Annotated in this window: 19 protein-coding genes; 9 read left to right on the forward strand and 10 right to left on the reverse strand. The window is 31.5% G+C overall.

Annotated elements, in window-relative coordinates:
* Positions 1 to 32 precede the first annotated feature (32 nt).
* The 3 genes from kaiB to GM3708_RS01730 all read left to right on the forward strand — a co-directional run bounded on the left by kaiB (position 33) and on the right by GM3708_RS01730 (position 4,126).
* Positions 33 to 338 carry a circadian clock protein KaiB gene (kaiB, locus tag GM3708_RS01720; protein ID WP_017293901.1) on the forward strand — a complete coding sequence of 102 codons (306 nt, stop codon included), beginning with the start codon at positions 33 to 35 and terminating at the stop codon, positions 336 to 338.
* Between the two features lie 70 nt (positions 339 to 408).
* On the forward strand, positions 409 to 1,953 hold the full coding sequence (gene kaiC, locus GM3708_RS01725) for a circadian clock protein KaiC (RefSeq protein ID WP_066343581.1): 1,545 nt from the start codon (positions 409 to 411) through the stop codon (positions 1,951 to 1,953).
* A 25-nt stretch (positions 1,954 to 1,978) separates the two neighbouring features.
* Positions 1,979 to 4,126, forward strand: coding sequence for a Tex family protein (locus GM3708_RS01730; RefSeq protein ID WP_066343583.1), 2,148 nt, complete (start codon positions 1,979 to 1,981; stop codon positions 4,124 to 4,126).
* A gap of 46 nt (positions 4,127 to 4,172) precedes the next feature.
* On the opposite strand, the gene GM3708_RS01735 is transcribed toward GM3708_RS01730, so the two are convergent.
* Complete coding sequence (locus GM3708_RS01735; protein ID WP_066343585.1) at positions 4,173 to 5,654, reverse strand: NADH-quinone oxidoreductase subunit M; 1,482 nt, start codon at positions 5,652 to 5,654, stop codon at positions 4,173 to 4,175.
* A 193-nt stretch (positions 5,655 to 5,847) separates the two neighbouring features.
* Complete coding sequence (locus GM3708_RS01740; RefSeq protein ID WP_066343588.1) at positions 5,848 to 7,737, reverse strand: NAD(P)H-quinone oxidoreductase subunit F; 1,890 nt, start codon at positions 7,735 to 7,737, stop codon at positions 5,848 to 5,850.
* 302 nt (positions 7,738 to 8,039) lie between these two features.
* Here GM3708_RS01740 and GM3708_RS01745 point away from each other — a divergent pair, with 302 nt between their 5' ends.
* On the forward strand, positions 8,040 to 8,903 hold the full coding sequence (locus tag GM3708_RS01745) for an SHOCT domain-containing protein (protein ID WP_066343590.1): 864 nt from the start codon (positions 8,040 to 8,042) through the stop codon (positions 8,901 to 8,903).
* An 83-nt stretch (positions 8,904 to 8,986) separates the two neighbouring features.
* On the opposite strand, the gene argS is transcribed toward GM3708_RS01745, so the two are convergent.
* Together argS and radC are read right to left on the reverse strand one after the other, a co-directional pair.
* Positions 8,987 to 10,735 (reverse strand): arginine--tRNA ligase, encoded by a 1,749-nt coding sequence (gene argS / locus GM3708_RS01750; RefSeq protein ID WP_066349301.1) that lies wholly within the window; start codon positions 10,733 to 10,735, stop codon positions 8,987 to 8,989.
* 57 nt (positions 10,736 to 10,792) lie between these two features.
* A complete protein-coding gene (gene radC, locus GM3708_RS01755) occupies positions 10,793 to 11,521 on the reverse strand; it encodes a DNA repair protein RadC (protein WP_066343592.1) in 729 nt (242 codons plus the stop codon).
* 127 nt (positions 11,522 to 11,648) lie between these two features.
* Between radC and GM3708_RS01760 the strand changes: the two genes are divergently transcribed.
* The 4 genes from GM3708_RS01760 (at position 11,649) to GM3708_RS01775 (ending at position 17,146) form a co-directional block, all read left to right on the forward strand.
* On the forward strand, positions 11,649 to 12,815 hold the full coding sequence (locus tag GM3708_RS01760; RefSeq protein ID WP_066343595.1) for a hypothetical protein: 1,167 nt from the start codon (positions 11,649 to 11,651) through the stop codon (positions 12,813 to 12,815).
* A 34-nt stretch (positions 12,816 to 12,849) separates the two neighbouring features.
* Entirely contained in the window at positions 12,850 to 13,278 is a 429-nt protein-coding gene (locus GM3708_RS01765) for a YraN family protein (protein WP_066343597.1), read from the forward strand.
* A gap of 381 nt (positions 13,279 to 13,659) precedes the next feature.
* Entirely contained in the window at positions 13,660 to 15,333 is a 1,674-nt protein-coding gene (gene mutL, locus GM3708_RS01770; RefSeq protein WP_066343599.1) for a DNA mismatch repair endonuclease MutL, read from the forward strand.
* A 118-nt stretch (positions 15,334 to 15,451) separates the two neighbouring features.
* A complete protein-coding gene (locus tag GM3708_RS01775; protein WP_066349306.1) occupies positions 15,452 to 17,146 on the forward strand; it encodes an alkaline phosphatase family protein in 1,695 nt (564 codons plus the stop codon).
* 99 nt (positions 17,147 to 17,245) lie between these two features.
* Here the strand turns inward: GM3708_RS01775 and GM3708_RS01780 are convergent, their stop codons facing one another.
* The gene (locus tag GM3708_RS01780) at positions 17,246 to 18,652 is read right to left on the reverse strand and encodes an MFS transporter (RefSeq protein ID WP_066343601.1); all 1,407 of its coding nucleotides are present in this window, start codon (positions 18,650 to 18,652) and stop codon (positions 17,246 to 17,248) included.
* A gap of 36 nt (positions 18,653 to 18,688) precedes the next feature.
* Entirely contained in the window at positions 18,689 to 20,323 is a 1,635-nt protein-coding gene (locus tag GM3708_RS01785) for an MFS transporter (protein WP_066343603.1), read from the reverse strand.
* Positions 20,324 to 20,548: 225 nt separating this feature from the next.
* Between GM3708_RS01785 and GM3708_RS01790 the strand changes: the two genes are divergently transcribed.
* Positions 20,549 to 20,773: a hypothetical protein gene (locus tag GM3708_RS01790; protein WP_066343605.1), complete on the forward strand. Its 225-nt coding sequence runs from the start codon at positions 20,549 to 20,551 to the stop codon at positions 20,771 to 20,773.
* Positions 20,774 to 20,941: 168 nt separating this feature from the next.
* On the opposite strand, the gene GM3708_RS01795 is transcribed toward GM3708_RS01790, so the two are convergent.
* From GM3708_RS01795 to GM3708_RS01810, 4 genes are all read right to left on the reverse strand, one after another.
* Entirely contained in the window at positions 20,942 to 22,618 is a 1,677-nt protein-coding gene (locus GM3708_RS01795; RefSeq protein WP_066343607.1) for a glycosyltransferase family 4 protein, read from the reverse strand.
* 285 nt (positions 22,619 to 22,903) lie between these two features.
* The gene (locus GM3708_RS01800; protein ID WP_066343614.1) at positions 22,904 to 24,046 is read right to left on the reverse strand and encodes a HEAT repeat domain-containing protein; all 1,143 of its coding nucleotides are present in this window, start codon (positions 24,044 to 24,046) and stop codon (positions 22,904 to 22,906) included.
* Between the two features lie 163 nt (positions 24,047 to 24,209).
* The gene (locus GM3708_RS01805) at positions 24,210 to 24,416 is read right to left on the reverse strand and encodes a glycogen debranching protein (RefSeq protein ID WP_066343616.1); all 207 of its coding nucleotides are present in this window, start codon (positions 24,414 to 24,416) and stop codon (positions 24,210 to 24,212) included.
* A 137-nt stretch (positions 24,417 to 24,553) separates the two neighbouring features.
* Complete coding sequence (locus tag GM3708_RS01810) at positions 24,554 to 25,942, reverse strand: CHAT domain-containing protein (protein WP_066343618.1); 1,389 nt, start codon at positions 25,940 to 25,942, stop codon at positions 24,554 to 24,556.
* Positions 25,943 to 26,007 lie beyond the last annotated feature (65 nt).

Here is a 26,007-nt window from a genome sequence, read left to right on the forward strand (position 1 = left end):
CATATTCGATAACTAATTATTGTCAAAACTTTATGAGTCCTTTAAAAAAAACCTATGTCCTTAAGCTATACGTAGCAGGAAATACACCTAATTCTGTTAGGGCTTTAAAAACCTTAAAAAATATTCTTGAAGAAGAATTTAAAGGAGTTTATGCCCTCAAAGTTATTGATGTTTTAAAAAATCCTCAATTAGCAGAAGAAGATAAAATTTTAGCAACTCCAACTCTTTCTAAAGTTTTACCTCCTCCTGTACGGAAAATTATCGGTGATCTTTCTGATCGAGAAAAAGTTTTGATCGGTTTAGATTTACTCTATGAAGAAATAAGAGATCGAGAATAATTTAATTGGAACATTATTTTGTCATATAAAACTACTTTTTAAAAAATTTAATTTAGACTTAATTTTAATAATGAATAATATAGAAAAAGAACAATTAAGAGCAAAAGGAGTCAAAAAAATTCGTACCATGATCGAAGGATTTGATGAAATCAGTCATGGTGGTATTCCTATTGGTAGAACAACTTTAGTTAGTGGTACTTCAGGTACAGGAAAAACCCTTTTTGCAATCCAATTTTTATATCATGGCATCAAATATTTTGATTATCCTGGATTACTGATTACCTTTGAAGAATCACCCTATGACATTATCCAAAATGCCTATAGTTTTGGGTGGGATTTACAAAGTTTAATTGATGAAGGTAAACTGTTTATCTTAGACGCATCACCAGATCCTGAAGGACAGGAAGTGGTTGGTAATTTTGATCTATCCGCTTTAATTGAAAGAATCCAATATGCCGTTAAGAAATATCAGGCAAAATTAGTATCTATCGATTCTGTTACTGCCGTTTTTCAACAGTATGACGCTGCACCAGTGGTAAGAAGAGAAATATTCCGCCTTGTAGCTCGATTAAAACTACTAAATGTAACTTCTATTATGACTACCGAAAGACTAGAAGAATACGGTCCTGTAGCTAGATTTGGAGTAGAAGAATTTGTCTCAGATAATGTCGTGATTGTGCGTAATGTGTTAGAAGGAGAAAGAAGAAGAAGGACAATTGAAATCCTAAAGTTAAGAGGCACAACCCACATGAAAGGGGAATATCCTTTTACCATTACTACTGATGGCGTTAATATTTTTCCCCTTGGTGCGATGCAACTTACTCAACGCTCGTCTAACACTCGTAGTTCATCAGGCATCAAAACCCTTGATCAAATGTGCGGAGGGGGATTCTTTAAAGATTCGATTATCCTAGCTACAGGAGCAACTGGTACGGGTAAAACCTTGTTAGTCAGTAAATTTTTAGAAGAAGGTTGCCGACAAGGAGAAAGGGCAATTTTATTCGCCTATGAAGAATCACGAGCTCAACTATCCCGTAATGCTTCTTCTTGGGGCATCGATTTTGAACAAATGGAAGACAAGGGATTATTAAAGTTATTATGTTCTTATCCTGAATCTGCTGGTTTAGAAGATCATTTACAAATGATTAAATCTGAAATTGCTGAATTTAAGCCCAGTCGTATCGCTATTGATTCTTTATCAGCTTTAGCTAGAGGGGTTACTAATAACGCTTTTCGTCAATTTGTGATTGGTGTGACAGGATACGCAAAACAACAGGAAATTACTGGTTTTTTCACTAATACAACAGATCAGTTTATGGGAGGACATTCTATTACAGAATCCCATATTTCTACTATTACTGACACAATTTTAATGTTACAATATGTAGAGATTAGAGGCGAAATGTCTCGAGCAATTAATGTCTTTAAAATGCGGGGATCATGGCATGATAAAGGTATTCGAGAATATACTATCAGTAAAGACGGTCCTGATATTAAAGATTCCTTCCGTAACTACGAACGTATTATTAGCGGTTCTCCCACTCGTATTAGTATTGATGAGAAAACAGAGTTATCTCGCATTGTCAAAAATGTAAAAGACAAAACGGTAGAGTAGTCATATTATTAATTAATTTTAAAAAATGCTCAATATTCCTCAAGTTATCGCTAATGAATTATCTCTCAATATTCACAATGTTAACGGTGCTTTAGATTTATTAGTCGAAGGTGCTACAATTCCTTTTATTGCTCGTTATCGGAAGGAAAAAACAGGCTCATTAAATGAAATTGAATTAAGAGATATTAATGATCGTTTTATCTACTTACAAGAATTAGAAGCTCGAAAACAAGTTATCTTAGATGGTATAGCCTCTCAAAATCTTCTCAATGATACTTTAAAAGCTCAAATTCTTGCTTGTTTACAAAAAAATGAGCTTGAAGATCTTTATTTACCATATAAGCCAAAAAGGCGCACAAGGGCGACTATGGCGAAGGAAAAAGGCTTAACCCCCCTTGCTGAATTTATTAAAAGTCTCAATCATCCTCAAGCAAAACCTTTATTGATGGAGAAGGAAGCCGAAAAATATTTATCAGAAGAGGTAAATAGTATTGAAAATGCCTTAAATGGTGCTGGGGATATTCTAGCGGAAGAAATAGCTGAAAAAGCTGAATTGAGAGCATATCTACGAGATTTTATCGCAGAAAATGGATCATTTATTTCTCACATCAAAAATGACTATCCTGAAGGCAGCACCAAGTTTGAAATGTATCGGAATTTTCAGAGTAAACTTACTAAAATAGCACCCCATAATATTCTTGCGTTATTTCGTGGAGAAGCGGAAAAAATTCTCATGGTAGATATTGATTTTGATGAGTCTGGAGTGTTGAATTACTTAGAGTCAAAGATAATTGACACAAAAATTAATAGGGTAAAAGAATTTTATCGAGAAATGCTTAAAGATAGTTTTAACCGTTTGCTCAAACCTGCTTTAATTAGGGATGTACGTTCGGAAATCAAGACATGGGCGGATGTCGAATCTATTAAAATCTTTGAAGCTAATTTACGAGAATTATTATTGTCTCCCCCTGCGGGTATGAAATCAACTTTAGCGATTGATCCCGGATTTCGTACAGGTTGCAAAGTTGCGATTCTTTCGGAAACAGGGCAATTTTTAGAATATCAGACAATTTTTCCCCATAGTGGTGATGAAAAAAGAGCTTTTGCGAAAGATAACATAAAAAAGCTCATCCATAAATATAATATTGAGTTAATTGCCATCGGTAACGGCACAGCAGGCAGGGAAACAGAAGAATTTATTACGGAAGTTTTGGCAAATCTCGACAAAAAACCCATTAAAGTTATGGTAAATGAATCCGGTGCATCTATTTATTCTGCTAGTGATGTAGCTATTTCTGAGTTTCCTGATTTAGATATAACCATCAGAGGTGCAATTAGTATTGGTAGAAGACTACAAGATCCTTTAGCAGAGTTAGTCAAAATTGATCCAAAGTCCATTGGTGTGGGACAATATCAACATGATGTGGATCAAAAATTGCTGAAGAAAAACTTAGAAGAAACCGTCGAAAGTTGTGTTAATTATGTTGGTGTGGATTTGAATACTGCTTCTAAAGAATTGTTGATGTTTGTGTCAGGAATTAATCAGACAATTGCGAATAATATTGTTAGTTATCGTAATGAAAAAGGCACATTTAAAAATAGAAAAGAATTATTAAAAGTAAAAAAATTAGGAGCAAAAACCTTTGAATTAGCGGCAGGATTCTTACGTATTCGTGATAGTGAAAACCCTTTAGACAATACAGCAGTGCATCCTGAGAGTTATGATATTGTGAAAACAATTTTTTCTGATTTAAAAATATCTTTATCTGATCTTACCAATATCAATGAAAAGATTAAAAATATAAATTTAAAACAATATATAACTGAAAATATTGGACTCCCTACGTTACAAGATATAATCAAAGAATTAGAGAAACCAGGTAGAGATCCCCGTGCAAAGTTTCAATATGCAACATTTAGGGATGACATCAAAGAAGTTCGAGACTTAAAAGTAGGAATGGAGTTAGAAGGAATTGTCACTAATGTAGTTAATTTTGGTGCTTTTGTTGATATCGGAGTACATCAAGATGCTTTAGTACATATATCTCAATTAGCAGATAAATTTGTCAGTGATACTAACGAAATTGTTAAGGTTGGGCAGGTAGTAAAAGTGCGAGTTTTAGAGGTGAATGAAAAGTTAAATAGAATCAGCTTATCAATGAAAAGTAATTAAGAGTTACGAATAAGGAATTTAATCATTGTTAATTGTTAATTGTTAATTATGAATGATTAATTGTTACCTGTTGATTTCCATATAAAATTGCCGTGGCTTGAGTTTCACTCCAACGAGTCATTAAATGAGGTTGTAAACCAAAAATAACAATAATAAAAGCAAGAATTAAAGCTGGTATTTTTTCACTCCATAAAACTTTTGGTAAATTACTTAATTCGGGAGTTAAACGCCCGAAAAATACTTTATTTACCATTAATAAAAAGTAAACTGCCGTTAATCCAGTGCCGATTAAGCATAATAGAGTAGGAATAGGAAATACAGGAAAACTGCCTCGAAAAACAAGAAATTCTGAGATGAAACCCACCATACCCGGAATGCCAGAACTAGCCATAACTGCTACAATCATTAAGCTGCCAGTTATGGGTAAGCCTTTTTCAGGATTGAGTAAGCCTTTTAAATAGTCAACATCTCGACTACCTGTTTTTTTGTACACTATGCCGACTAAAATGAATAACATTGCGGAAATTAAGCCATGACTAATCATTTGTAAGATGGAAGCATTAATGCTTAGTCTGGTTGTTGCGGCGGCGGCTAACAATATGTAAGCCATGTGTGCAATTGATGAATAAGCGACTACTTTTTTCATGTCTTTTTGGGCAATGGCACAACAAGCACCATATAAAGCACTTATTCCCGCTAAAATTGCTAAGTAAGGTGCACAAATTACCCAAGCATCTCGGAAAAAGCCGATACCAAAACGTAATAATCCATAAGTGCCGAGTTTTAGTAAGACTCCAGCTAATAAAACAGAAACAGGAGTACTAGCTTCTACGTGGGCATCTGGTAGCCAAGTATGAAAGGGAAATATCGGGATTTTGATAAATAAACCGATTAAAAGGGGAATTAATAGCAAAATTTGACTATTTAATGTCAATGAATGAGATTTTAAGGGCTCAAATGCGAAAGTTGTTTCACCACTTAACCAGACTAAACCGAGGAAGGAGATTAAGACTAAAAATCCTGATAAGGCGGTATAGAGTAAAAATTTCATCGCCGCATAACCTCTTTTTGCACCACCCCATACAGCAATAAGAAAATATAACGGCACAATTTCTATTTCATAGAAAAGGAAAAAGAGAAGTAAATTTTGGGCTAAAAATGCGCCCGCAACACCTCCACTTAATAGTAAAATCATTCCATAATAAAAACGAGGGCGCTGTATATCTTTGGGAGTAATATAAAGGGCAATTAGTGTTAATAAACTATTGAGGCAAAGGAGAGGAAAAGATAAACCATCAATGCCTAAATCATACCCCAAGCCAAGCCAATTTAACCAGACAAAATTTTCAGTAAATTGTAAATCAGTAATTTCAGTATTAAAATTTAATCCTAATATAATATTAAGACTAAAGATGATTACTGCTATTATTAAAGAAATATTTTTATAAATTAAAGCATTTTTAAAGCTAGGTAAAAAACAAATAACAATAGCAGAAACTATAGGAATCCAAATAAATAAACTCAGCATTTTTATTAATAAATAGTGATTAAAAAGACTAGCAGACTGGAAGACTAGGAGAATTTTATTTATTAATTTCTCATTCCTAACTCCAGCAAGTAAGCATTAGACACAAGTGTAAAATTTTTAAAAATCTATTTTAAGTGAAAAATTATCAATTTTAATAACTATTGCCTATTGCCTGACTTCTACAAGAAGTCTATTAAAATAATGACCAATAATTGATAATATTTTCCCATTGTCCGCTTAAAATTAACCACATCAATAAGCTAACACCAATAAGAATAGTCATGATATAAAATTGTGATTGTCCAGAAGTGTTATATTTAAGAGCATTACCGCTAAAAATGGTTACTAAGCTCACAAGATTGACTATTCCATCAATAACATAGCGATCGCACCATGTGGTAAGTTTAGCTAAATTAGACACAAAAGCTACTACTGTAAACTGATAGATTTTATCAAGGTAAAAATCGTAGGCTAAAAGATCTTGAATAACACGAATAGACTTCTCTACGGGGCGATTCCATCCTCTTCTTAAAGGAGCAAAAGTACCAATCAAGCAACCAATTAAGCCAGAAGCTATTATCAAAAATAATCCGTAATTGGTTGGAAAACTATCGTTATTGATAATAGGAGTAATATTATTTAACCACTGAGAATAATTTAAAGGTACAAGAGGTGCAACTAAAGTAATGATCGTTAAAGATACCATCGGTATGGCCATTTGCCAAGGTACTTCTGGTGCACGACGACTTTTTGCTTGAGGTTTACCGAGAAAGACTAAACGAAAAACTCTGGTGAAATTCAAGGCATTAACAAAATTAACGATTAATAAAATAATTAATAACCACCACGTAACTTTTAAGTTACCGTTAAACCAACGACTAAAAGTCATTAACATTCCTAGAGGTAATAACCCTACAATTCCAGCACTTCCTGTCATATAAGCCAATGTTGTTGCGGGCATTTTTGACCAAATTCCTCCCAATTCGGTGATATTTTGACTAGTGGTTGTTAAAATTATTGAACCTGCACTCATAAACAATAAAGCTTTTGCCACCCCATGAGTAAATAATATCAAAAAAGCAATATCCACATGACCCATACCCACAGCGATAAATACTAAACCTAAATAAGCACTGGTAGAATGACAAAGAGTACGCTTGAGGTCTATTTGTGCCAAGGCAATTAATGAGCCTCCAATAGCACTAATTCCACCGATAACGATTAAAGTATTTGTGACGACAGGGGAAAGGTTAAAAACTGGCTCCAATTTTATTAATACATAAGCACCAGCAGAAACAACAATAGAGTTTCTCATGATACTAGCAGGATTTGGTCCTTCCATACCTTCATCTAGCCAGAGATTTAAAGGAAATTGAGCACATTTGCCGATAGGTCCAGAAATTAAAGCTAAACCAATCAAAGTTACTGTAAAAGTAGGTAAAGGAGAAATTTCTGCCCATTTTTGCAGTTCTGAGAAACTTAGTCCTGCTCCGTCACTCGAAAGTGCGACAATTCCCATCAATAAAAGAATGTCTCCTACTCGTTTTGTTAAAAAGGCATCTCTAGCGGCAGTAACAACTAATGGTTGTGCATACCAAAAACCTACTAATAAATATGTGGAAAGAGTTAGTAACTCTAACAATCCATAGCTTAGTAAAAGAGAGTTACTTAATGCTAATCCTCCCAATGCTGCTTCAAAAAATCCCATTAAACCAAAAAATCTGGCGATCGCCCAATCTTTCTCCATGTAACCTAACGCAAATATTTGAGCCAGAAGACTGATACCACTCACTAACTGCAATGCACCAACACTAACAGGAGAAATTTCGATAGCAAAAGATAAATCTAAATCAGCAATACTAAACCAAGGAAAAATAATATTTTGAGCTGGTTTGTGCCAAATATGAGCATAAACAATACTATCATGTATAAAAGATAGTACTGTCATAAAGATATTGATATAAGCGGCTGGTCGTGGCCCTGTCTTATGAATAAAACCTAATGCCCAAGGCAGACTTAAAACTGCACCCAATAAACCATATAAAGGCACTAACCAAATATAATGTACTAAAAAATCTATCATTCTTACTTTTTTATATTGATATTAATCATCAAAACATATGGGATCAATCTTATAGCAATGTGTTAATCAATGATCAGATTTCTCTATAAAAGATTCTGATACCATTGTCAATTTTCTATAATTGACTTAGGAAAAAAGTTTTGATAGAGATAAAAAATTACTTTGAATTTTAGTATAGTTAATTATTCATGAAAAAAAGGTATAAAAAATATAGAAATAGAAATGGGTAATAATTAAATCATTAAGCTATTCAATTTTATTATTTATTATCATAATCTATCTGGAATATTTAGTACAAAATTATGGCAAAAACTTATTTTATTAGTCATAGCAATCAAGATTTAGAAAAAATTTATCGCACAACTATTTTATGGTTTAAAGGAAAACAATATGAAGTAGAAGGAACGGAAAAACAAGGTATTTATTTGATTCAAGCTAGAAAAACGAGTACAATTAGAACATTATTAGGTTCAAATTTAGCCTTTAAAATTCAGATTTATTTCTCTAATGATAAATTGATTAATAATAAAGAATTAATAGTCGAAACTACAAGGGGAAAATGGATTCAAAATATTGCTGGGGCGAGTTTTGCTGGTATTTTCACCAGTGGCTTTACCATTATGACTGGTATTGCTACTGCTGGATGGGGATTTTTGCTAGAAAATGAGTTAATTGCTTACCTCGAAAATGAACTTAATTTTAAGCGAGTTAATACAGATATTTCTAATGAGGATAATCAAGATATTTCCAGACCTAATAATAACAATACTTCTACGAATATTTCTCAAAATACAGAAGAAAAGCGTATCATTAATGAATTAGAAGCAGAAATTAATAAACTAGAAATTGCTTTTACTGATGAAATTTTAACAGAAGCAGAATTTACCAGAAAAAAAGCTATTTTAGAAAGAAAAATTGATGATTATGAAGTTAATTTAGTTATCGAAGAAAAAATTGCTAAATTGCAAGATGCTTTTTCTCAAGGTATATTAGATCAGATGGAATATGAAGAAAAAGTTCATGAACTAGAAGCTAATATGAGAGAAACAATTTTACAAGAAAGACGATTAGAACGAAATAAAATCAAAATTATTAAGTTAAAAGAGGCTTTCAATAATGGAATTATTACCAAAGAAGAATACCAACGGAAAATAGCTAATTTATGACTTATATTTATCAATAAAAAAATAGCATTACTATTATTTATTTTTGGGTGAATGGTATTCACCCTTACCAGTTAATTAATTATTTACATTCTTTCTAACACTGAAATTCCTAATAAAGATAAACCTAATTTAATAACTTTTGCCGTTAAATCAGCTAAAACTAAACGAGATAATTTAATTTTTTCTTCCGCTTGTAAAATAGGACATTGATCATAAAATTGGTTAAATTTTTGACTTAATTCAAATAAATATAAACAAAGACGATTAGGTAATAAATCTTTTTCTACTTCTTTGATAATAAAATCTAATTGTAAAAGATGTTTTGCTAATACTAATTCACTGTCTTGTGTAAAAATAATAGGAGTTTCAGAATTGAGATTATTTAAATCAATATTACCTTTTCTGCTAATACCTTGCACTCTAACATAAACATATAAAAGATAAGGTGCAGTATTACCTTGTAAAGATAACATTTTATCATAACTAAATTTATAATCAGTGGTACGATTTTGGCTTAAATCTGCATATTTTACAGCACTTAAACCCACAATTTTACTTACTTGATTAATAAAGTCTTCCGTTTCATTTCTTTCTTCAGTTTGCAAACGTTTTTGTAAGTCTAATTTGGCTCGATTGACAGCTTCATCTAATAAGTCTTTTAAGCGAATAGTTTCACCAGATCTTGTCTTGATTTTTTTGCCATCTTCTGCTAAAACTAAACCAAAAGGTACATGAACTAATTCTACATTTTCAGGGATAAAATTAGCTTTTTTTGCTACTTGAAAAACTTGAGCAAAATGATTAGATTGCCCTGCATCAGTTACATAAATTATTCGACGTGCTTTATCTTCATTGATACGATATTTTAAAGCGGCTAAGTCGGTAGTTGCATAATTATATCCACCATCAGATTTTTGTACAATTAAGGGTAATGGATTACCTTCTTTATTGACAAAACCATCGAGAAAAACACATTTTGCCCCTTGATCTTCTGTTAAAATATTAGCATCTTCTAAATCAGTAATAATATCTTGTAAAAAAGGATTATAAAAAGATTCTCCTCTTTCAGTTAATTTTATGTCTAATAGTTGATAAATAATTTCAAATTCTCGACGAGATTGCTCACATAATAATTGCCATGCTTTGATACTTTCAGGATCTTTACTCTGTAATTTTACTACTTCTTGACGTGCTTGTTCTTGAAAATCTAAATCTTGATCAAATTTTATTTTTGCTTGTTTATAAAGAGTAACTAAATCACCTATTTCAACAGCATTTGCAGTAGTTAAAACTTCTGGTTTTTCTGTTCTTAAATAGTTAATTAACATCCCAAATTGAGTACCCCAATCCCCCACATGATTTAGTCTTAAAACATTATAACCTCTTAATTCTAATATTCGAGCAATACTATCACCAATAATAGTAGATCTTAAATGTCCAACGTGCATTTCTTTCGCAATATTTGGACTGGAAAAATCAACTATAATATTATAAGATTCATCACTTTTTGTTATTCCTAAATAATCATCTTGATAAGCTAATTTTATTTTTTTAGCAATATATTCAGGTTTAATTTTTATATTAATAAATCCAGGTCCTGCAATTTCTAAAGGTTCACAAAAATTATCTAATTTAACATTATTGATTATAGTCTGAGCGATCAATCTTGGAGGTTGTTGTAAGGTTTTTGCTAAAGATAAAGCAACGTTGCATTGATAGTCGCCAAATTTAGGATTACTAGCGGGTACTACTAAAGGATCTATACTTGAAAGTTCATCGCCAAAGGCTTGAATTAAAGCAGAAGTAAAAAGATTTCTAAGTTTGTCAATCATCAAAAAATTAGGAAATAAAGATAATTTTATTGTCAATTGTCCCTTGTTAATTGTCAATTATTCTTGCGGATATTGATCCCAAAGAGTACAATTTTGACGAATACTGCGATAGTCACCATTACCGATAATTAAATGATCTAATATAGGAATACCAATGATTTTTGCACTTTGTAGTAACTGTTCTGTTAATGTTAAATCTTGTATGGAAGGTTCAAGATTGCCAGAAGGATGATTATGGGCGATAATGACATTGGTAGCTGATTTACGTATTGCCTCACGAAATAGTTCACGGGGATGAATCAATGTTTCTGTAGCAATGCCGATAGTAATAACTTGAGTACTAATTAAGGCATTTTTCGTATCTAATAATAATACTGCAAAACGTTCTTGATTTTGCCACATTAAATCGTGACTAAAGGCAGATGCCGCGGCATTTGGACTATCTATAATAGCTTTAATAGAAGGGCGAAATTGGAAAGTACGTTTACCTAATTCTATACCTGCAAGGATTGTTGTAGCCTTAGCTGGTCCAATTCCTTGAATTTTCATTAATTCCAAAGGTGAAATTTCTCGCAATACATCAAGAGGATCTTGTTTATTTTGACTAAGTTGATTCAGGATATATTGTGCCAAGCCAACTGCCGATAATTTGCCTTTTCCTTGTCCTGTAGCTAATAATATAGCAATTAACTCCGCAGAGCTTAAATTTTTAGCTCCTAACTCCATTAATCTTTCTCTAGGACGTTCACTTAAAGGTAAATCGGCAATTCTTAGATTGTAAACCATAATTTATTACAAAACTAATATTTTTATCATGGTAAATCTTTTTTACTACATAGAAGCAAAAACGTCCAAAATTATTTAAAATACTTTTTGTTACAATATAAAATAATTAATCTAAGTTACTGTTACCATGGAAAATCTTTCTAATAATCCTAAAATATCAGTTTCGCCAGTACAACATCTCAAAAATTTAGGCAATAAATTAATTAAAACAACTTTTTTAATTGGCATTCCAGTCACTATTTTATATATTGTCAATCTTCCTTATCCAGCCATTCGTCGCCCTATATCAGCAAAAATGCCTATGCTGTTATTACCAAGTCAAATTTACACTGAATATCATTTTAAAAAATCTATCAGTTTAGTGGAACAAGCAGAACAATTAATTGATAATGCTACCAGTATTGACGATTTTCGGTTAGGGGAAACAAAGTTACTCGAAGCAAAACAAAGTTTAAATGCTATTCCCGTTAACTATGGTAATGACTTGCTTGGTGGTAGTTATGGTTATGGTTATAATTGGCGTTTTTCTATTTTTGGCTTTCAGGAAATGCGTCGTCAAGTAGGGGAATTAGAAGCTAAGGTTTTTCAAGAAAAAAATGCTCAAACTCTTTTGCAAAAAGCTGAATCAGCTTTTAATGAAGCTAAAAATAATTATCAAAATGCTGAAAATTCTAATCAACAACAACAGGCTATCATACAATGGCGATCGGCAATTAATAATTTAGAAGAAATTCCCGTAAGCACTTTAGCAGGAAAAAAAGCACAGCAAAAACTTAATCGTCATCGAGAAGAATTAGAAGCAATAGTAGGAAATATTGCAGAAACAGAAAAATTAACGACAATAATAGCTTCATCTCAACAATTTTCTAGTAAAGCAGCTATATTATCTAAAAATCCTCCTTATAAACCTGAAAAATGGACAGAAATTGCAAAATTATGGCAAATGGCAATTGATGAATTACAGCAAGTTTCTATCGATGATGGAAAAGGATATATAAAAGCAAAAAAATTAATAGCAGAATATGAAGCTAATTTATCAGAAATAAAACTACGCAAAACTCAAGAAGAAAACTCAATTATTGCTTTAAATTATGCAAAGAGTGAAATACAAAAATTAGTAGCAAATAATCCTAGCAATTCTAATGAATTAAATCTGAATCAAACTATTGCTGATATTCAAGATATTATCAACCAATTAAATCAAGTGGAAAAAGGTACAACTTCTTATAATGAAGCACAAAAATTAAAAGAATTTGCGAATAAAAAACTGAAACAATTAACTCTTAAAAATTGAAAATAAATAATCAATTATAGTAAAAAAAATTAAAATGGAAAATATTGGGCATTTAGGAGAAAAAGTTATCGCTCAATGGTTAATCAGAAAAGGCTATGATATTTTATATTTTCGTTGGCGTTGTCGATGGGGAGAAATTGATTTAATTGCGAAAGATAATAAATCTGATATTTTGATATTTATTGAAGTTAAAACTCGTAAAATTCGTAACTGGGATAGTGATGGTATTTTTGCGATTAATGATACTAAGCAAGAAAAATTATTATTAACTGCTGAAACTTTTTTAAGTGAAAATTCTTCTTTTTCTAATCTTAATTGTCGTTTCGATATTGCACTATTAAACTATTATAAAAAATCTTCTTTTAATCAAGAAGAAACTACTTTCATTATCAATGATAAAAATATCAGCTATCAAGGTTATCAATTTTGTATCATTGACTATATTGAAAATGCTTTTAACTAATGTATAAATTTTAATTTTACTGTATCTGAAAGTTGATAGTTAACACCTTTAAAAATCTCACAACTCACATAGTAAGGCTACTATGGTTTATTATGATTAAAATCATCTCAGTATGATGTAAAAAACCTTGAGAAATAAAAGTTTAAGACTGATGACAGACAAAATTTTACCCACTTAAAATAATAAAATTTGATCAAGAATTACAAAAAATCAATTTTAATAATGTTTAAGTCTATTTTATCCTAGTCTTCTAATCTCATCTTTGCTAACAAATTTATATAGAACTAAGGTAAGATCATATTTATTACCAAGTCGCAAATCAAGTTATTTCTCTCCATAGAAGAGCTTTCTTCTCACAAATTTTATCTAGAATGGGTCAATATGACTATTAAAAAATTACCCACTAACGTTATTAAATTAATTGCCGCTGGAGAAGTTATCGATTCTTTTACTGCAGTGGTAAGAGAATTAGTAGAAAATAGTTTAGACGCTAAAGCCACTCGTATTGTTATCTGTGTTTACCCTGAATCATGGAGTTTACAGGTTGCGGATAATGGTGAAGGAATGGGAGAAAATGATTTATTGATGGCAATTCAACCTCATACCACTAGCAAAATTAATTCTAGCGATGACTTAGCAAAGATTAATACCCTGGGCTTTCGTGGGGAAGCATTGCATAGTATCGCACAATTGGCTGACTTAAATATAATCAGTCGAGTTAAAGATAGTTGCGGTTGGCAAATTATTACCCATCAAACAGAGGTAATTAAATCCTATCCGAAAGCCATCGCTGTTGGCACAATTATTAATGTTACTAATTTATTTGGCAATATTCCCTTAAGAAGACAATTAAATCCTTGTTTTAAAAAACAATTAAAGTCTATCCAAAATTTGATTTTTGAATTGTCGTTATGTCATCCCCTTGTGACGTGGCAATTATTAGTTGATGCTCGTTTAATTTTATCTATTAGCGGTAATAATAACCGTAAAAAAATTCTTCCACAAATATTAAAAACCGTTAAATATTCAGATTTAGAAGAAAAACAAATTCAAATCAATACTCCTCGTCAAAATCATATTTCTGAATTAAATTTGCTATTAGGAATGCCTGATAAAATTTCTCGCCCTCGTGCTGACTGGGTTAAAATTGGCATAAATGGTAGAGTCGTAAAATGTCCAGAATTAGAGTCTGCTATTTATTCTAGTTTTCATCGTACATTACAAAGAGATCGTTATCCTTTATTTTTCTTACATTTGCAAACATCACCCCAACAAATTGACTGGAATCGTCATCCAGCCAAGGCGGAGATTTATTTAGATAATATTGAATTTTGGCAAGATACTATTAAAGAAAATATTGAAGAAATTTTTAAACTAACTGATCATAATATATCGACTAAATTTGATAATAAAAGAGTAGAAAATATTTTAAAAGTTGCTGAAAATAAAGCTATATATAATTTAGAAAGTTCATCTAAAGAAATAGTAGAAAGTAAAAATAAATTAGGCTTAATTAATTTACAAGTAATAGCCCAATCACGTAATACCTATATTATAGCAGAACACCCTGAAGGTATTTGGTTAATTGAACAACATATTGCCCATGAAAGAATATTATATGAACAATTAAAAAAATCATGGGAAATAGTAACTATTAATAATCCTATTATTTTAAGCAAATTATCACCTAAACAAGTAGAAAATTTAGCTAACTTAACTTTAGAAATAGATTGTTTTGGAGAAGATTTATGGGCGATTAGAAGTCTTCCCAAAATGTTATTAAATCGAGATGATTGTTCTGATGCTTTGATAGAAATAAGTTGGGGAGGTGACTTAGATACTGCTCAAGTAGCGATCGCTTGTCGTAGTGCAATTCGTAATGGTAAAAAATTAACCATAAAAGAAATGCAAACTATTGTTGATGAATGGAAAATAACCAAAAATCCTCAGACTTGCCCCCATGGAAGACCAATTTATTTATCCTTAGAAGAATCATCTTTATACAGATTTTTTCGCCGTCATTGGGTATTAGGAAAAAGTCACGGAATTACTTAAATTTTAAATAAATAAACTATATATTTCTTAACATATTAACCAAAAATTATCAGCAATTTAGTTATGATGTAATCAATTAAAATAATTGTTCAATTATCTAATTTTGGATGATAAAAAAATGACTTCCTCATCTAAAAATCCTGTTATTGTCATTGGTTTAGATTCTGCACAACCTTCCTTACTGGAAAAATGGATGTCAGAAGGGTATTTACCAAACTTAATTCATTTAAAAGAAAAAGGTGTTTATGGTAATTTGGAGAATTTTCGAGATTCTAATGTCGAAACTGCTTGGACAACCATCGCTACTGGATGTTCTCCTAAAACTACTGGATATTGGGTAGCTATGGGTTTAAAAGAAGGAACTTATAAAACGGAAACTCTTGCCGCTTATGATTTTCAGGAATATCCCCCTTTTTTCTCACACTTAAAAAATTATCGTATTGCTACTTTTGATGTACCTCAATTAAGAATCAGAGGAGATATTAATGGATTGCAAATAGGTGGTTGGGGGGCTCATTCCCCTCAAATACCTAGTTCTTCTGTACCTGAATCTTTATGGGAGGAGATTATTTCTAAATATGGTAATCATCCCGCTTTACACAAAGATTATTCTTTATCCTTAGACTTACCACAAACATTAGACGTAGAAAAAAGACTATTAACTGGTATTACCAGAAGAATAGATATTTGTAAAGATTTATTAAGTAGAGAGCCTTGGGATTTATTTTATACTGTCTTTGGAGAATCTCATGGAGGAGGACATCTTTTTTGGCATTTAAGTCAACCAGATCATCCTCTTTATGATATTTTTCAACCACTAATTGATCATGACCCATTACTCAAAATTTATCAAGCCATTGACCACGCCATCGGTGAAATACTAAAAATAGCGCCTTCTAATGCCAATATTATCTTATTTTCAGCTCATGGCATGGGTACAGCACAAATTGATTTACCTAGCTTTATTTTTCTTCCTGAATTACTTTATCGTTACAGTTTTCCGAATAAATATTGTCTTGGTTATAGTGATCCTTCTCAACCTATACCACCAATGATCACTTCCTTGAAATGGAATTATTGGGAAAGAAATATTTGGGGTACAAAATATGATCCTAATCCTTTACGACGTTTTTTACGAAATCAACTCCCCACTAAATTATTTAATCTTTTTCAGCCTTGGATTGATCCTATCACTGATGATGACTTGATTTTTGATACTCAGTTAAGAAAACAAGGTGAAAAAGTTGTCCCATGGAATCCAGCTCAATGGTATCAGCCTTTATGGTCAAAAATGAAAGCCTTTGCTATACCTAGCTTTGCGGAGGGATATGTACGGATAAACCTCAAAGGAAGAGAGCCTCAAGGCACTGTTGAACCCTCAGAATATGATACTGTTTGTGAAGAAATTTCTCAACTTCTTTATTCTCTTAAAGATGCACGAAATGATCTTCCCATGGTAACTCGTGTTATTCGTACTCGTAAAAATTATAGCGATGACAATCCCAAATTACCGTCTGCGGATTTAGTAGTAGTATGGAGAGAAGAACATATGACTGATGTCGTAGAAAGTCCAACCCATGGAAGAATTGGTCCTTTTCCTTTTTACCGCTCTGCAAGTCACAGAGAAAAAGGCTTTATCTTAGCTTGTGGAAAAGACATTCCTAAAAGTGATCAATTATTAAATGGTCATGTATTAGATATTCCCCCCACTATTTTAAATCTTATGGGTGCTGATATTCCAGCACACCTAGAAGGAAAACCCCTTAATTTTTCTTCAGTTTCACATCAGAAAATTGATGAAAGTAAAATCTAATTATAGATTGCTAAAAAGGTGTTTTCATGAGACTAGGAGAGATGGCTGCTGAGTTTGCATAAATAATTACTCTCATCAAAAAAACTTTTTCTATCAACCCTAATTATTCACATCTTCTAAAGATTTTCCTGTAGTTTCTATTCTCAATAAATAAGTTAAAATTGCACCTAATAAACAACAAAAAGCTAAAATATATAAAAGATTAGAAACTCCTAAATCTTCTTTGATTATGGGTAAAAAAAACGTTCCTAATACAGCACCTAATTTGGCGATCGCCGCCGCTAAACCAGCCCCTGTTGCACGAATGGAAGTAGGAAAAACTTCCCCTGAAAGTAAAAATGTTGTAGAGTTAGGACCAGCATTCATCAGTAAATTATAGATAAAAAAGCCACTGAAAACCAGTATAAAATTAGGATGTTGATTAATAGTCGGATCTCCAGAAATAGCCAATAAGAATAAACCCAAAGCCATACCAATAAAACCGATAATTTGCAGAGAAATTCTACCCACTTTATCTACTAATAAAATAGCAATTAAAAAACCCATAATCAAAAAAATATCAACTATAGCTGAACCTTGGGCAGATTGTATTTGACGATTGATAAAATTATTTTCATTCTTAAAAGCTAAAAGAGCAATAATTGTTGGGGTAAAAATTCCGATACCATAGGTAGCAATATCTTGTAAAAACCATGGTAAAGAAGCAAAAGCAGTATCTTTGAGATATTTATGGGAGAATAAAGAAATAAAATTAAGATTATTTTCAGCAGGTTTAGGATCACTTTCAGAGGTTACTTCTATCTCTATTTCTAATAATTCTTGAGCCGCTAATTCAGCGTTTTGATAATCACCTTTAGCAATATAATAAAGAGGACTTTCTAAGAGAAATTGTAACCGCAAAAATCCGACAAAAATTGCTAAGATTAAGCCAACTCCTAACATTAAACGCCAACCATATTGAATAATAATTATGTCAGAATCAGAGAAAAAATTGGTAAAAATATTGATCACGAAAACTCCTGTCAATGCCCCTAATAATGCTCCTACAGCCTGAAAAGCAAATGCTCCAATCACCATCCTACCTCGTAGTCTTGCTGGTACATTCTCGGTAATATACGCCACGCTAATGGGATAATCTGCACCAATAGCAACCCCCACTAAAAAACGGAAAAAGATTAAGGAAGTTGCATCCCAAGCTAGGGCTGTTCCAATACTAGCAACTACAAAAAGAGCTATATCAATTAATAACATTTTTTGTCGTCCAATTTTATCGGTAACAGCACCTAAAGTTAAAGAACCGATCAAAGAACCTACAATAGCAGCTACGGCGATCGCACCTATTTGTGGAGAAGTTAAATTAAAGTCTTTTTCGAGAAAGGGTAAAGCAATGCCGATGATAAAAAAATCGAAACCATCAAGAGCGATTAATCCTGCGGATAAAATCCATAATAACCACATTAGACGAGTTAATTTCGATTTATCTAATTCGGTTTTAAAGTTACTCATTATTGTTATCGATAATTACTAATTAATGAGGAATAATTAATCATTTTTAATTAATTTTTTCTCTGTTAATTTTAACCGAATTTCAGCATAATATTCTCTGGTAATTGGATAAAAATAAGCGAGTATTATTCCTAAAAATAAAACTATGGCAGGTAAAGGTGCAACTACAAGACGAATTGCCCATAATGCACTTTCTGGTTGAATGGGAATAGCCTCTCCTTCAATAGGTTTTATAAAGCCTGAAGCCTCTAAAGCAATACCTACTAAAAATAAGCCAAATGCTAAACCAAACTTTTGTAAAAGTACCATAAATCCATAAAAAATTCCTTCTCTTCTTTCTCCTGTATTTAATTCATCTAAATCAATTACATCGGGTATCATTGACCAAGGAATTAGATAAGCAACAGAAACACCACATCCAGCTAATATTGCTAAAGCATATAGTAAAAAAGTTTGTCCTGGTTGTACTAAAAATAAGCCAATTTGAGCAATAATCCAAATAGTTGAACCAAGAAAATAAACTATTTTTTTATCCAAAAAATTACTGATTTTTTGCCATACAAATAACATAATTAAAGCTGTTCCTTGCACGGCGATCGCAACTCTAGGAAATTCAGCATCAGGTAATCCCATCCAATTAACAACGAAATAAAGAAGAATAGAAGCAGTTAATTGGACTGCTAACCACGAACATAAATAAATACCAACAACATAAAGAAAAGGTTTATTCTCAAAAATAATTTTTAACTGTTGAAAAAAGGTTAAATTATGTTCAGAATTATTCTCTGAATTAAAAGGAGATTCTTGTAATAAATGAGATTCAGTTTTTGCAACAATTAAACTACTTGCAATGATGGCAATAAAAGCGGCAATTAATAAATACATTGAAGCAGAAAAAGAATCTTCTCCTGAAGTTGAATTCACTAAGTTAGCTAAACCAAATATAGCTAAAATTGTGGCAATACTTATCAAAATATAAGCTGTTTTTTTCCTTTGCTTATAGTTTAATAAAGGTTGATAACCTCTTTCTTTAACAATCAGAGGACACCAAAATAATGGTAAAGTTGAAAAAATCGTAGAAATTACTCCTAAAACCAAATATTTTTCTTGATTATTCCCTTGATAAACTTGAAAAATTATTCCTGCTAAAATTAAGGAAATAATACTTGCACCAATAGAAAAACTAAATCGAAAACTATTTAAGCTAGTACGCTCATTATAATCTGTTGTCAATTCTGGTGTTAAGGCTTGATAAGGTAAATTTACTGCTGTATAAAAAAGATTAAAAACAATACCAACAATTAGATAATAAATAAATAAAAACTTATTATTTAAAGAAGAATTATCAGTAAAACTAGGAACTACCCATTGTAAAAAAAAAGTTATGCCAAAGGGTATCGCCGCAATAATCATCCAAGGAATACGTCTTCCCCATTTTGTTTGAGTGCGATCGCTAAAAACTCCGATAATAGGATCATTAATAGCATCAGAAATCTTACCGATAAATAAAATACTACCAGCAATGGCAGGACTTAAACCGGCAACATTGGTAAAAAAAGGCATGAGGAAGAATACTAAGATATTAGCAGTTAAAGCAGGACCAATATCTCCCGCACCAAAAGCGAGTTTCGTGGTTAAATTTAGTTTTTCTGATGGTTGAGTTGATGACATATAAGAATTTTATCTGAGTTATGATATTTTAATCTATTAAAAGTAGAAAATAAACAAACACAATTCAGAATTAACAACTGTTTCGATAATTATTAACTATTTTGTTTAATTTATGACAAATTATTTGACAGTGTTATATACTTAATAATTAAGGATAATTCCTAATTCCTAATTCCTAGTGGGTGAATGCTATTCACCCCTACAAATTTTTAATTCCTAATCTTTATGGAAGCATTTTCTCGTGCCGCTCCTGAATGGACAAAAACTGCTGTTCATGCTTTATCATTTAATTGTCCTTTTTGTCATGCCTCTTCTCGTGAAGCAAAAAGAGTTTGGCTTAATCGTACTGCACCTGTGACGCTAGAAGATTATACTCGTAAATGGCAAGAATTTTATTTATGTGAATGTGATCAAGTGTGGTGGGCTTGGAGTAATGATCGAAATAAATAATAGTCTAAACTTTTCTAGGAAGTGAGAAAATGGTGAATAGGTAATATTGTAAAAGCGTTTCAGAGTAATTTTATTTTTGAGAATGTCTATTAATATTGAAAGGGCGAGTAGTTAATTTTGTAGAATATTCTTCACCCTAATTATGAGTAACAAATAAATAAAATATTATTAGTGTTTAATTTTTAAAATATCAAATTTGAGTAAATATAACAAAGTTCTAATTAATAAGTGTTGGTTTTCTTTGCCATAAATTGAAATAAAAAAACCAACACTTAGAAATTGATTATTTTTGAGATCTACAATTATTGCATCGATAACGCTATTAGACAAACGATAGTTATTACCAAAATTTGTTATCCAAATATTTCTTATTTTTTCTAAAGAACTATTTTCAGCCATTGAGCCCAATGTTAAATTTATTTCTGAAGTAAGATATTCGGTACTATAATGACTAAATAAATTGAAAGGATCATCACACAAAGGATGAAAAGGATTACCTTTTTTTACTGGTACAGACATTTGTATAATATTTTTAATTTCTGCTAGTTCCTGCCATAATTCTCGATAAGATTTGATCACATTTTGCCAATCATAAATCTCTTTAACTCTTTGTTTTCCATTTTCTCCCATTTTTGCTCTCAAATCAGAATTATCTATTAATTCCACAAAAGCAGCAGCACATTCATCAATATCAATCATCGTAGCCAAAGAGGCATGAGCGATATAAGTACTATAATTCATATGATCAGAAAGATAATAACTGGCTAAATCTAAAGCATTATTTTGAGTAGGAATAACCGTAGAAATTCTAAAACCATCTACTTCATGACGAATAGATTCTTGATAACCATTCCAATCAGAAACAATTACAGGTAAACCTGCCGCCATAGCTTCAATAGGAGTTAAACCAAAAGTTTCTTGAATGTTATCGGCTAAAGAAATGAATATATCAGCAGAAGACCAAATTTGTTGACGAATTTCTGGATTTCTTCCATCTAAAAATACGTGATTAATAGAAGGAGAAAACAGTGTTGCACTTTCTTTAAAAGAGGAAGCTTCTTTATCATCTTCAAACCAACCACATTGGATTAAATGTATTTTATGTTTATGATTAACTTTTTTAGCCGCTTTTTCTAACGCTAAATACATTGGCACAGGATGTCCTTTGGCATAAAATATTAAACGACCAACAAATAGAATAACAATATCTTCTGATGCAATATTTAATCTTTGTCGAATATTATTTCTAAATTCAGGATTATATTGAAATTTATCTGCTTCAACTCCTAAAGGAATAATCGGTAACTTTAAGTCTAAATTAATATTAGAATTAAGTCTTTCTCCCAAATATTCTTTCCAATCATCAAGAATTTTATCCACAGCAACTTTAACCGCATTAGAAGTACAAATTAAAGCATCCCAAGGCTGAATTGGTGCTGTTAATAAATTACCAATATTAGTTATGGCTTCTTTACTTGCAATAGTATGAGTTACACCACAAATACTATAAGCTCTTTGATCATAAAATCTTCTCTGCCATGCAAAATCAGCTAAACCAGGCCCTGGTATGTAAAGATTATTTACTTCATTTAATTGATGGGGTTGTGTGGTAGATAGAAACTTAAAATCACAGGATTCTTTGAGCCAAGGAGTAACTAATTGACGAAAATGCTTAAATTCCTCATCATTACCACTATAACAATAAAGAGTATTTTTGTCATTGGACTGAACATAGGCTTTTAAAAATCCTTCTCCTGCTGACTGTCTGCCTAAAAGTCTCTTTGTTTGAGTATTATAACCATCTGGTTTGTAATAAATGGCAGTATTTTGATTTTTTTGATTCATTTTTTAAATAAGTTTTTTAATCTAAATCTTGAAGTTCATACTGATGTGGTATCTTTTTGATAAATGATGATTCAGTATCAACTTAAGTGAAAATTATCTAAAGTAATTATAATTTTTAATAATATGCTAGTAGAAATAATACAGTAAATTTTCTGGTTATTGCATAAATTGCTAAATTGCCACTGATAAGCGAATAGGAAAATTTATCGGAAAAAACTTACTATGAATAGACATCTTCATAACTTTTTTCTTATTTATTGCATTAACGCAAAATTTTGTTTATCCTTACTTAATTGCTAATTCTTGTAAAGCATTTTGGGCATGAAAACGAACTTGAGAATTCCCATTAGCTTCTATGGCTTTTAAAATATCAATGGTAGTGGTGGCATTGAGTTGTTTGAAACTATAGCAAAGAGATTGTAAGATTTCTGGAGATTTTAACTTGAGGGAATTGCTATGATAAAAATCACTCAAGATTGTCACTGCTTGATTTTGTAAATTCGATTTTGTTACTCTACCTAACACTGTAATGATTTCAAGAGTTATAGAGAAATTAGATATATAAATGTATTCTTTTAAACATTCTAAGCTTTGGGGTGTTGCTATCCATGATAATGTTCTCACAATCGTAACTTTTAAGGTTTCAGGAATCTGCTCATCCCGTAAAACTTTATTTAAGGATTCTATGGTAAAAATATGATTACTGCGACTTAAAGAAATTGCTGTTTGTTGTGCAACAGATAAGTTAATGTCATATAGTAAAGGAAACATTAATTTTACTATCTCTAGCTCTTCAGGTAACTTTAACTTTAATCCTAAACCGATAATGGCTTCTTTTCTAACGGATGAAGCATAATCTTGAAGGGCATTTATCATCACTGATTTAATTTCAGGAGTGTCAAAATTTCTTAAAGTTGCGATCGCTATTGCTCGAATAGTGCTATCTTGATCATTAACTACCGATAATAAAGGCTTAACTATTTGTACACTTGGAATTTGGGCTAAAGCCTTCGTAGCTAAAAAACGATAAGAAGAATTTTCTAACAACTGGGATAAAAAAGCAACGGATTGTTTCCCTTGACTAGCTAAAGTTTGAGAAGCTAACAGAAGTAAATCTTCCTCTTGAGTTGTGGTTAGTAACTCCGTAACAATCAAAATAATTTCAGGATCTTTGATTTCATTAAGTATTTTTAAACTATACCATCGATGTTCAACATTGGCTTTTTCATCTAAAATTATTTCTTTTAAAGGTGCTATTACCTCTTTTCCATATCTTACCAATATTTTTGCGATCGCCCATTTTTCTTCAAAGTTGCCCAATTCTAAAACTTTTAGAGCCAATTCTAAAGAAATAGCATCAGGATCATCATAGGAAATATTAGTTAAATTAAAAAGAATAGAACTTTGTGAAGGAACAACAGTAACCATTAGATAATAAATCAAACAAAAAAATAATATCTTCCTTAGAGTAATTGTTAATCTAACGGTATTTCGTAATTTTTATCACATATTTTCTATCTTCAGTGAGTTACCAACTAACTATTATGCACTTTTAGCATCGTATGAATAAAATAATAGCCATATTTGACCATTAACTAAGTTTTAAAGCATTAACAGGCACTTCATCCCAAGAAGCAACGATTTTAATAGTAACTTCCCAACCCTGTTGTTTTTGTTGAGGCGTTAATTTTTCTAGCCAATTGTCATGACAATCTTCTGCTGCCTTTTGATTAGTGGTGGCAATACAAGCCTGAATTATACCACAACCGTCTTTTTGTTCATTAACCCAAATAGTCATAATAGTTGATAGTAAATAGTGACTCTAAGTTTAGAGAAAATCAATAAAATTATTTTAAAAATGCACAAATATTGACAATTTTTCTACCATTCTAATTGTCCACCTGTCCACTTGTCCACCTGTCCACTTTGTCTTCATCATTTTTCTTCTTTATCACCATAATAACAAAGAGGAGTTGTACCTCCGGGGCGACTATAAGCTGATTTATTTCCACATTCTCGACCTAGTGCATCAGTATCATAAGGACATTCACAACTATTTTTTAAAGAGTTACGAATAGGTTGTTTTGAGAAAGATTTTTTATATAGAGCGAATCCTGTTAATAAAAATACAGTAGTTAAAATAATGGCAACACTACTAAACAAAATTGTTTTTTGAGGAAAAAGAGATTTTAAAATGTTATTAAACGCAAAATTTGAACTATCAAAGTTCTTTTTGGTTAAATTTGACCAAAGAGGCGGATCAACAGCTAAATTTTGGCAAATAACAGGCAACCATGAAGATCCGGGTGCTTGTTCTTCAAGGTGATATAAGTCTTGTATTTTTGCTTTCCCGTCTTTAACAGCTTGATATAATGTTTCTCCTCCAGAATAAGCTTGTAAGAAGTATTTTAAAAATTCTTGAGCTACTTCGTCAGGCACTGCTTCTCGCATAATAATGGTTTGTGGTAGCTGTAAATCTGCAAGGGTAAATCCTAACCCTAATCCATCACAGGAGTTAAAAATAGCTAATTCTAATCCGTTATGAATCGCTTTGGCAAGAGTGTTTTTTAATCTTTGAATATCAATAGTTTCATAGGGATTAATTTGCAATAAACCACATTGACTGTTATTCTTACTAACACTATGACCTGCAAAAAATAAAATTTGCCATGATTGCTCCCATAATGGAGTTAATTCTGTTAAATTCGGCTGATCTAAAAATACTACTTCTGCATTAGGTAAACTGTTTAATATACGTCTATCTCTTTCTATATCTATACCACGGCGATCACCTAAAATTGCCAAAATTCTTACCTTACGAGAATAATCTGTATTTTCCCCTCGATTAGGTTTTTGACAATTTGGTTTACTCAGGGCAATTTCTGTTTGTGGATAACGATGCCACACTGCCCATAAATACCAAGGTAACTGCCATAAACGCACATCTGCCGTTTGAATAACAAAACGAATTAAATCTTGTTGATTGAGATGAGGAAAAAGATCTAACAATAATGATTGTACTTGAGAATTTTCTAACCAATGATTAAGATCTATCTGCAAGGTATCAATATATTCCTGACATTGACTGACGGCGACATTTGTTACTTGTGTTTCTGTTGCACCTAATCGCAAAGAAACTGATAAATTACGATAACTAGATTGCCAATTAGTATAACTTTTGTAGAGGTTTGGTGCAGGAGGTAATCTCCCCTCAGTTTCCACTAATAATTCTTTGGTGTCATCTTGGCTAAGGCGAATACTAACGGGAAAACCTGACTCAAAATTACCCTCTCCGATTTTGAAAATAATTAATTTCTTACCCATTACCTTTTTTTGACAATGTTATCCTATCATAACTTTATCAAAAATTCTTTAATTAAGCTAATCAG

The organism is Geminocystis sp. NIES-3708, assembly GCF_001548095.1.
GTDB lineage: Bacteria > Cyanobacteriota > Cyanobacteriia > Cyanobacteriales > Cyanobacteriaceae > Geminocystis.

Excerpts from the sequence above, each read along its gene's own strand:
- kaiB (WP_017293901.1), top strand. The coding sequence starts at position 33 with ATGAGTCCTTTAAAAAAAACCTATGTCCTTAAGCTATACGTAGCAGGA.
- kaiC (WP_066343581.1), top strand. The coding sequence starts at position 409 with ATGAATAATATAGAAAAAGAACAATTAAGAGCAAAAGGAGTCAAAAAA.
- GM3708_RS01730 (WP_066343583.1), top strand. The coding sequence starts at position 1,979 with ATGCTCAATATTCCTCAAGTTATCGCTAATGAATTATCTCTCAATATT.
- GM3708_RS01735 (WP_066343585.1), bottom strand. The coding sequence starts at position 5,654 with ATGCTGAGTTTATTTATTTGGATTCCTATAGTTTCTGCTATTGTTATT.
- GM3708_RS01740 (WP_066343588.1), bottom strand. The coding sequence starts at position 7,737 with ATGATAGATTTTTTAGTACATTATATTTGGTTAGTGCCTTTATATGGT.
- GM3708_RS01745 (WP_066343590.1), top strand. The coding sequence starts at position 8,040 with ATGGCAAAAACTTATTTTATTAGTCATAGCAATCAAGATTTAGAAAAA.
- argS (WP_066349301.1), bottom strand. The coding sequence starts at position 10,735 with ATGATTGACAAACTTAGAAATCTTTTTACTTCTGCTTTAATTCAAGCC.
- radC (WP_066343592.1), bottom strand. The coding sequence starts at position 11,521 with ATGGTTTACAATCTAAGAATTGCCGATTTACCTTTAAGTGAACGTCCT.
- GM3708_RS01760 (WP_066343595.1), top strand. The coding sequence starts at position 11,649 with ATGGAAAATCTTTCTAATAATCCTAAAATATCAGTTTCGCCAGTACAA.
- GM3708_RS01765 (WP_066343597.1), top strand. The coding sequence starts at position 12,850 with ATGGAAAATATTGGGCATTTAGGAGAAAAAGTTATCGCTCAATGGTTA.
- mutL (WP_066343599.1), top strand. The coding sequence starts at position 13,660 with ATGACTATTAAAAAATTACCCACTAACGTTATTAAATTAATTGCCGCT.
- GM3708_RS01775 (WP_066349306.1), top strand. The coding sequence starts at position 15,452 with ATGACTTCCTCATCTAAAAATCCTGTTATTGTCATTGGTTTAGATTCT.
- GM3708_RS01780 (WP_066343601.1), bottom strand. The coding sequence starts at position 18,652 with ATGAGTAACTTTAAAACCGAATTAGATAAATCGAAATTAACTCGTCTA.
- GM3708_RS01785 (WP_066343603.1), bottom strand. The coding sequence starts at position 20,323 with ATGTCATCAACTCAACCATCAGAAAAACTAAATTTAACCACGAAACTC.
- GM3708_RS01790 (WP_066343605.1), top strand. The coding sequence starts at position 20,549 with ATGGAAGCATTTTCTCGTGCCGCTCCTGAATGGACAAAAACTGCTGTT.
- GM3708_RS01795 (WP_066343607.1), bottom strand. The coding sequence starts at position 22,618 with ATGAATCAAAAAAATCAAAATACTGCCATTTATTACAAACCAGATGGT.
- GM3708_RS01800 (WP_066343614.1), bottom strand. The coding sequence starts at position 24,046 with ATGGTTACTGTTGTTCCTTCACAAAGTTCTATTCTTTTTAATTTAACT.
- GM3708_RS01805 (WP_066343616.1), bottom strand. The coding sequence starts at position 24,416 with ATGACTATTTGGGTTAATGAACAAAAAGACGGTTGTGGTATAATTCAG.
- GM3708_RS01810 (WP_066343618.1), bottom strand. The coding sequence starts at position 25,942 with ATGGGTAAGAAATTAATTATTTTCAAAATCGGAGAGGGTAATTTTGAG.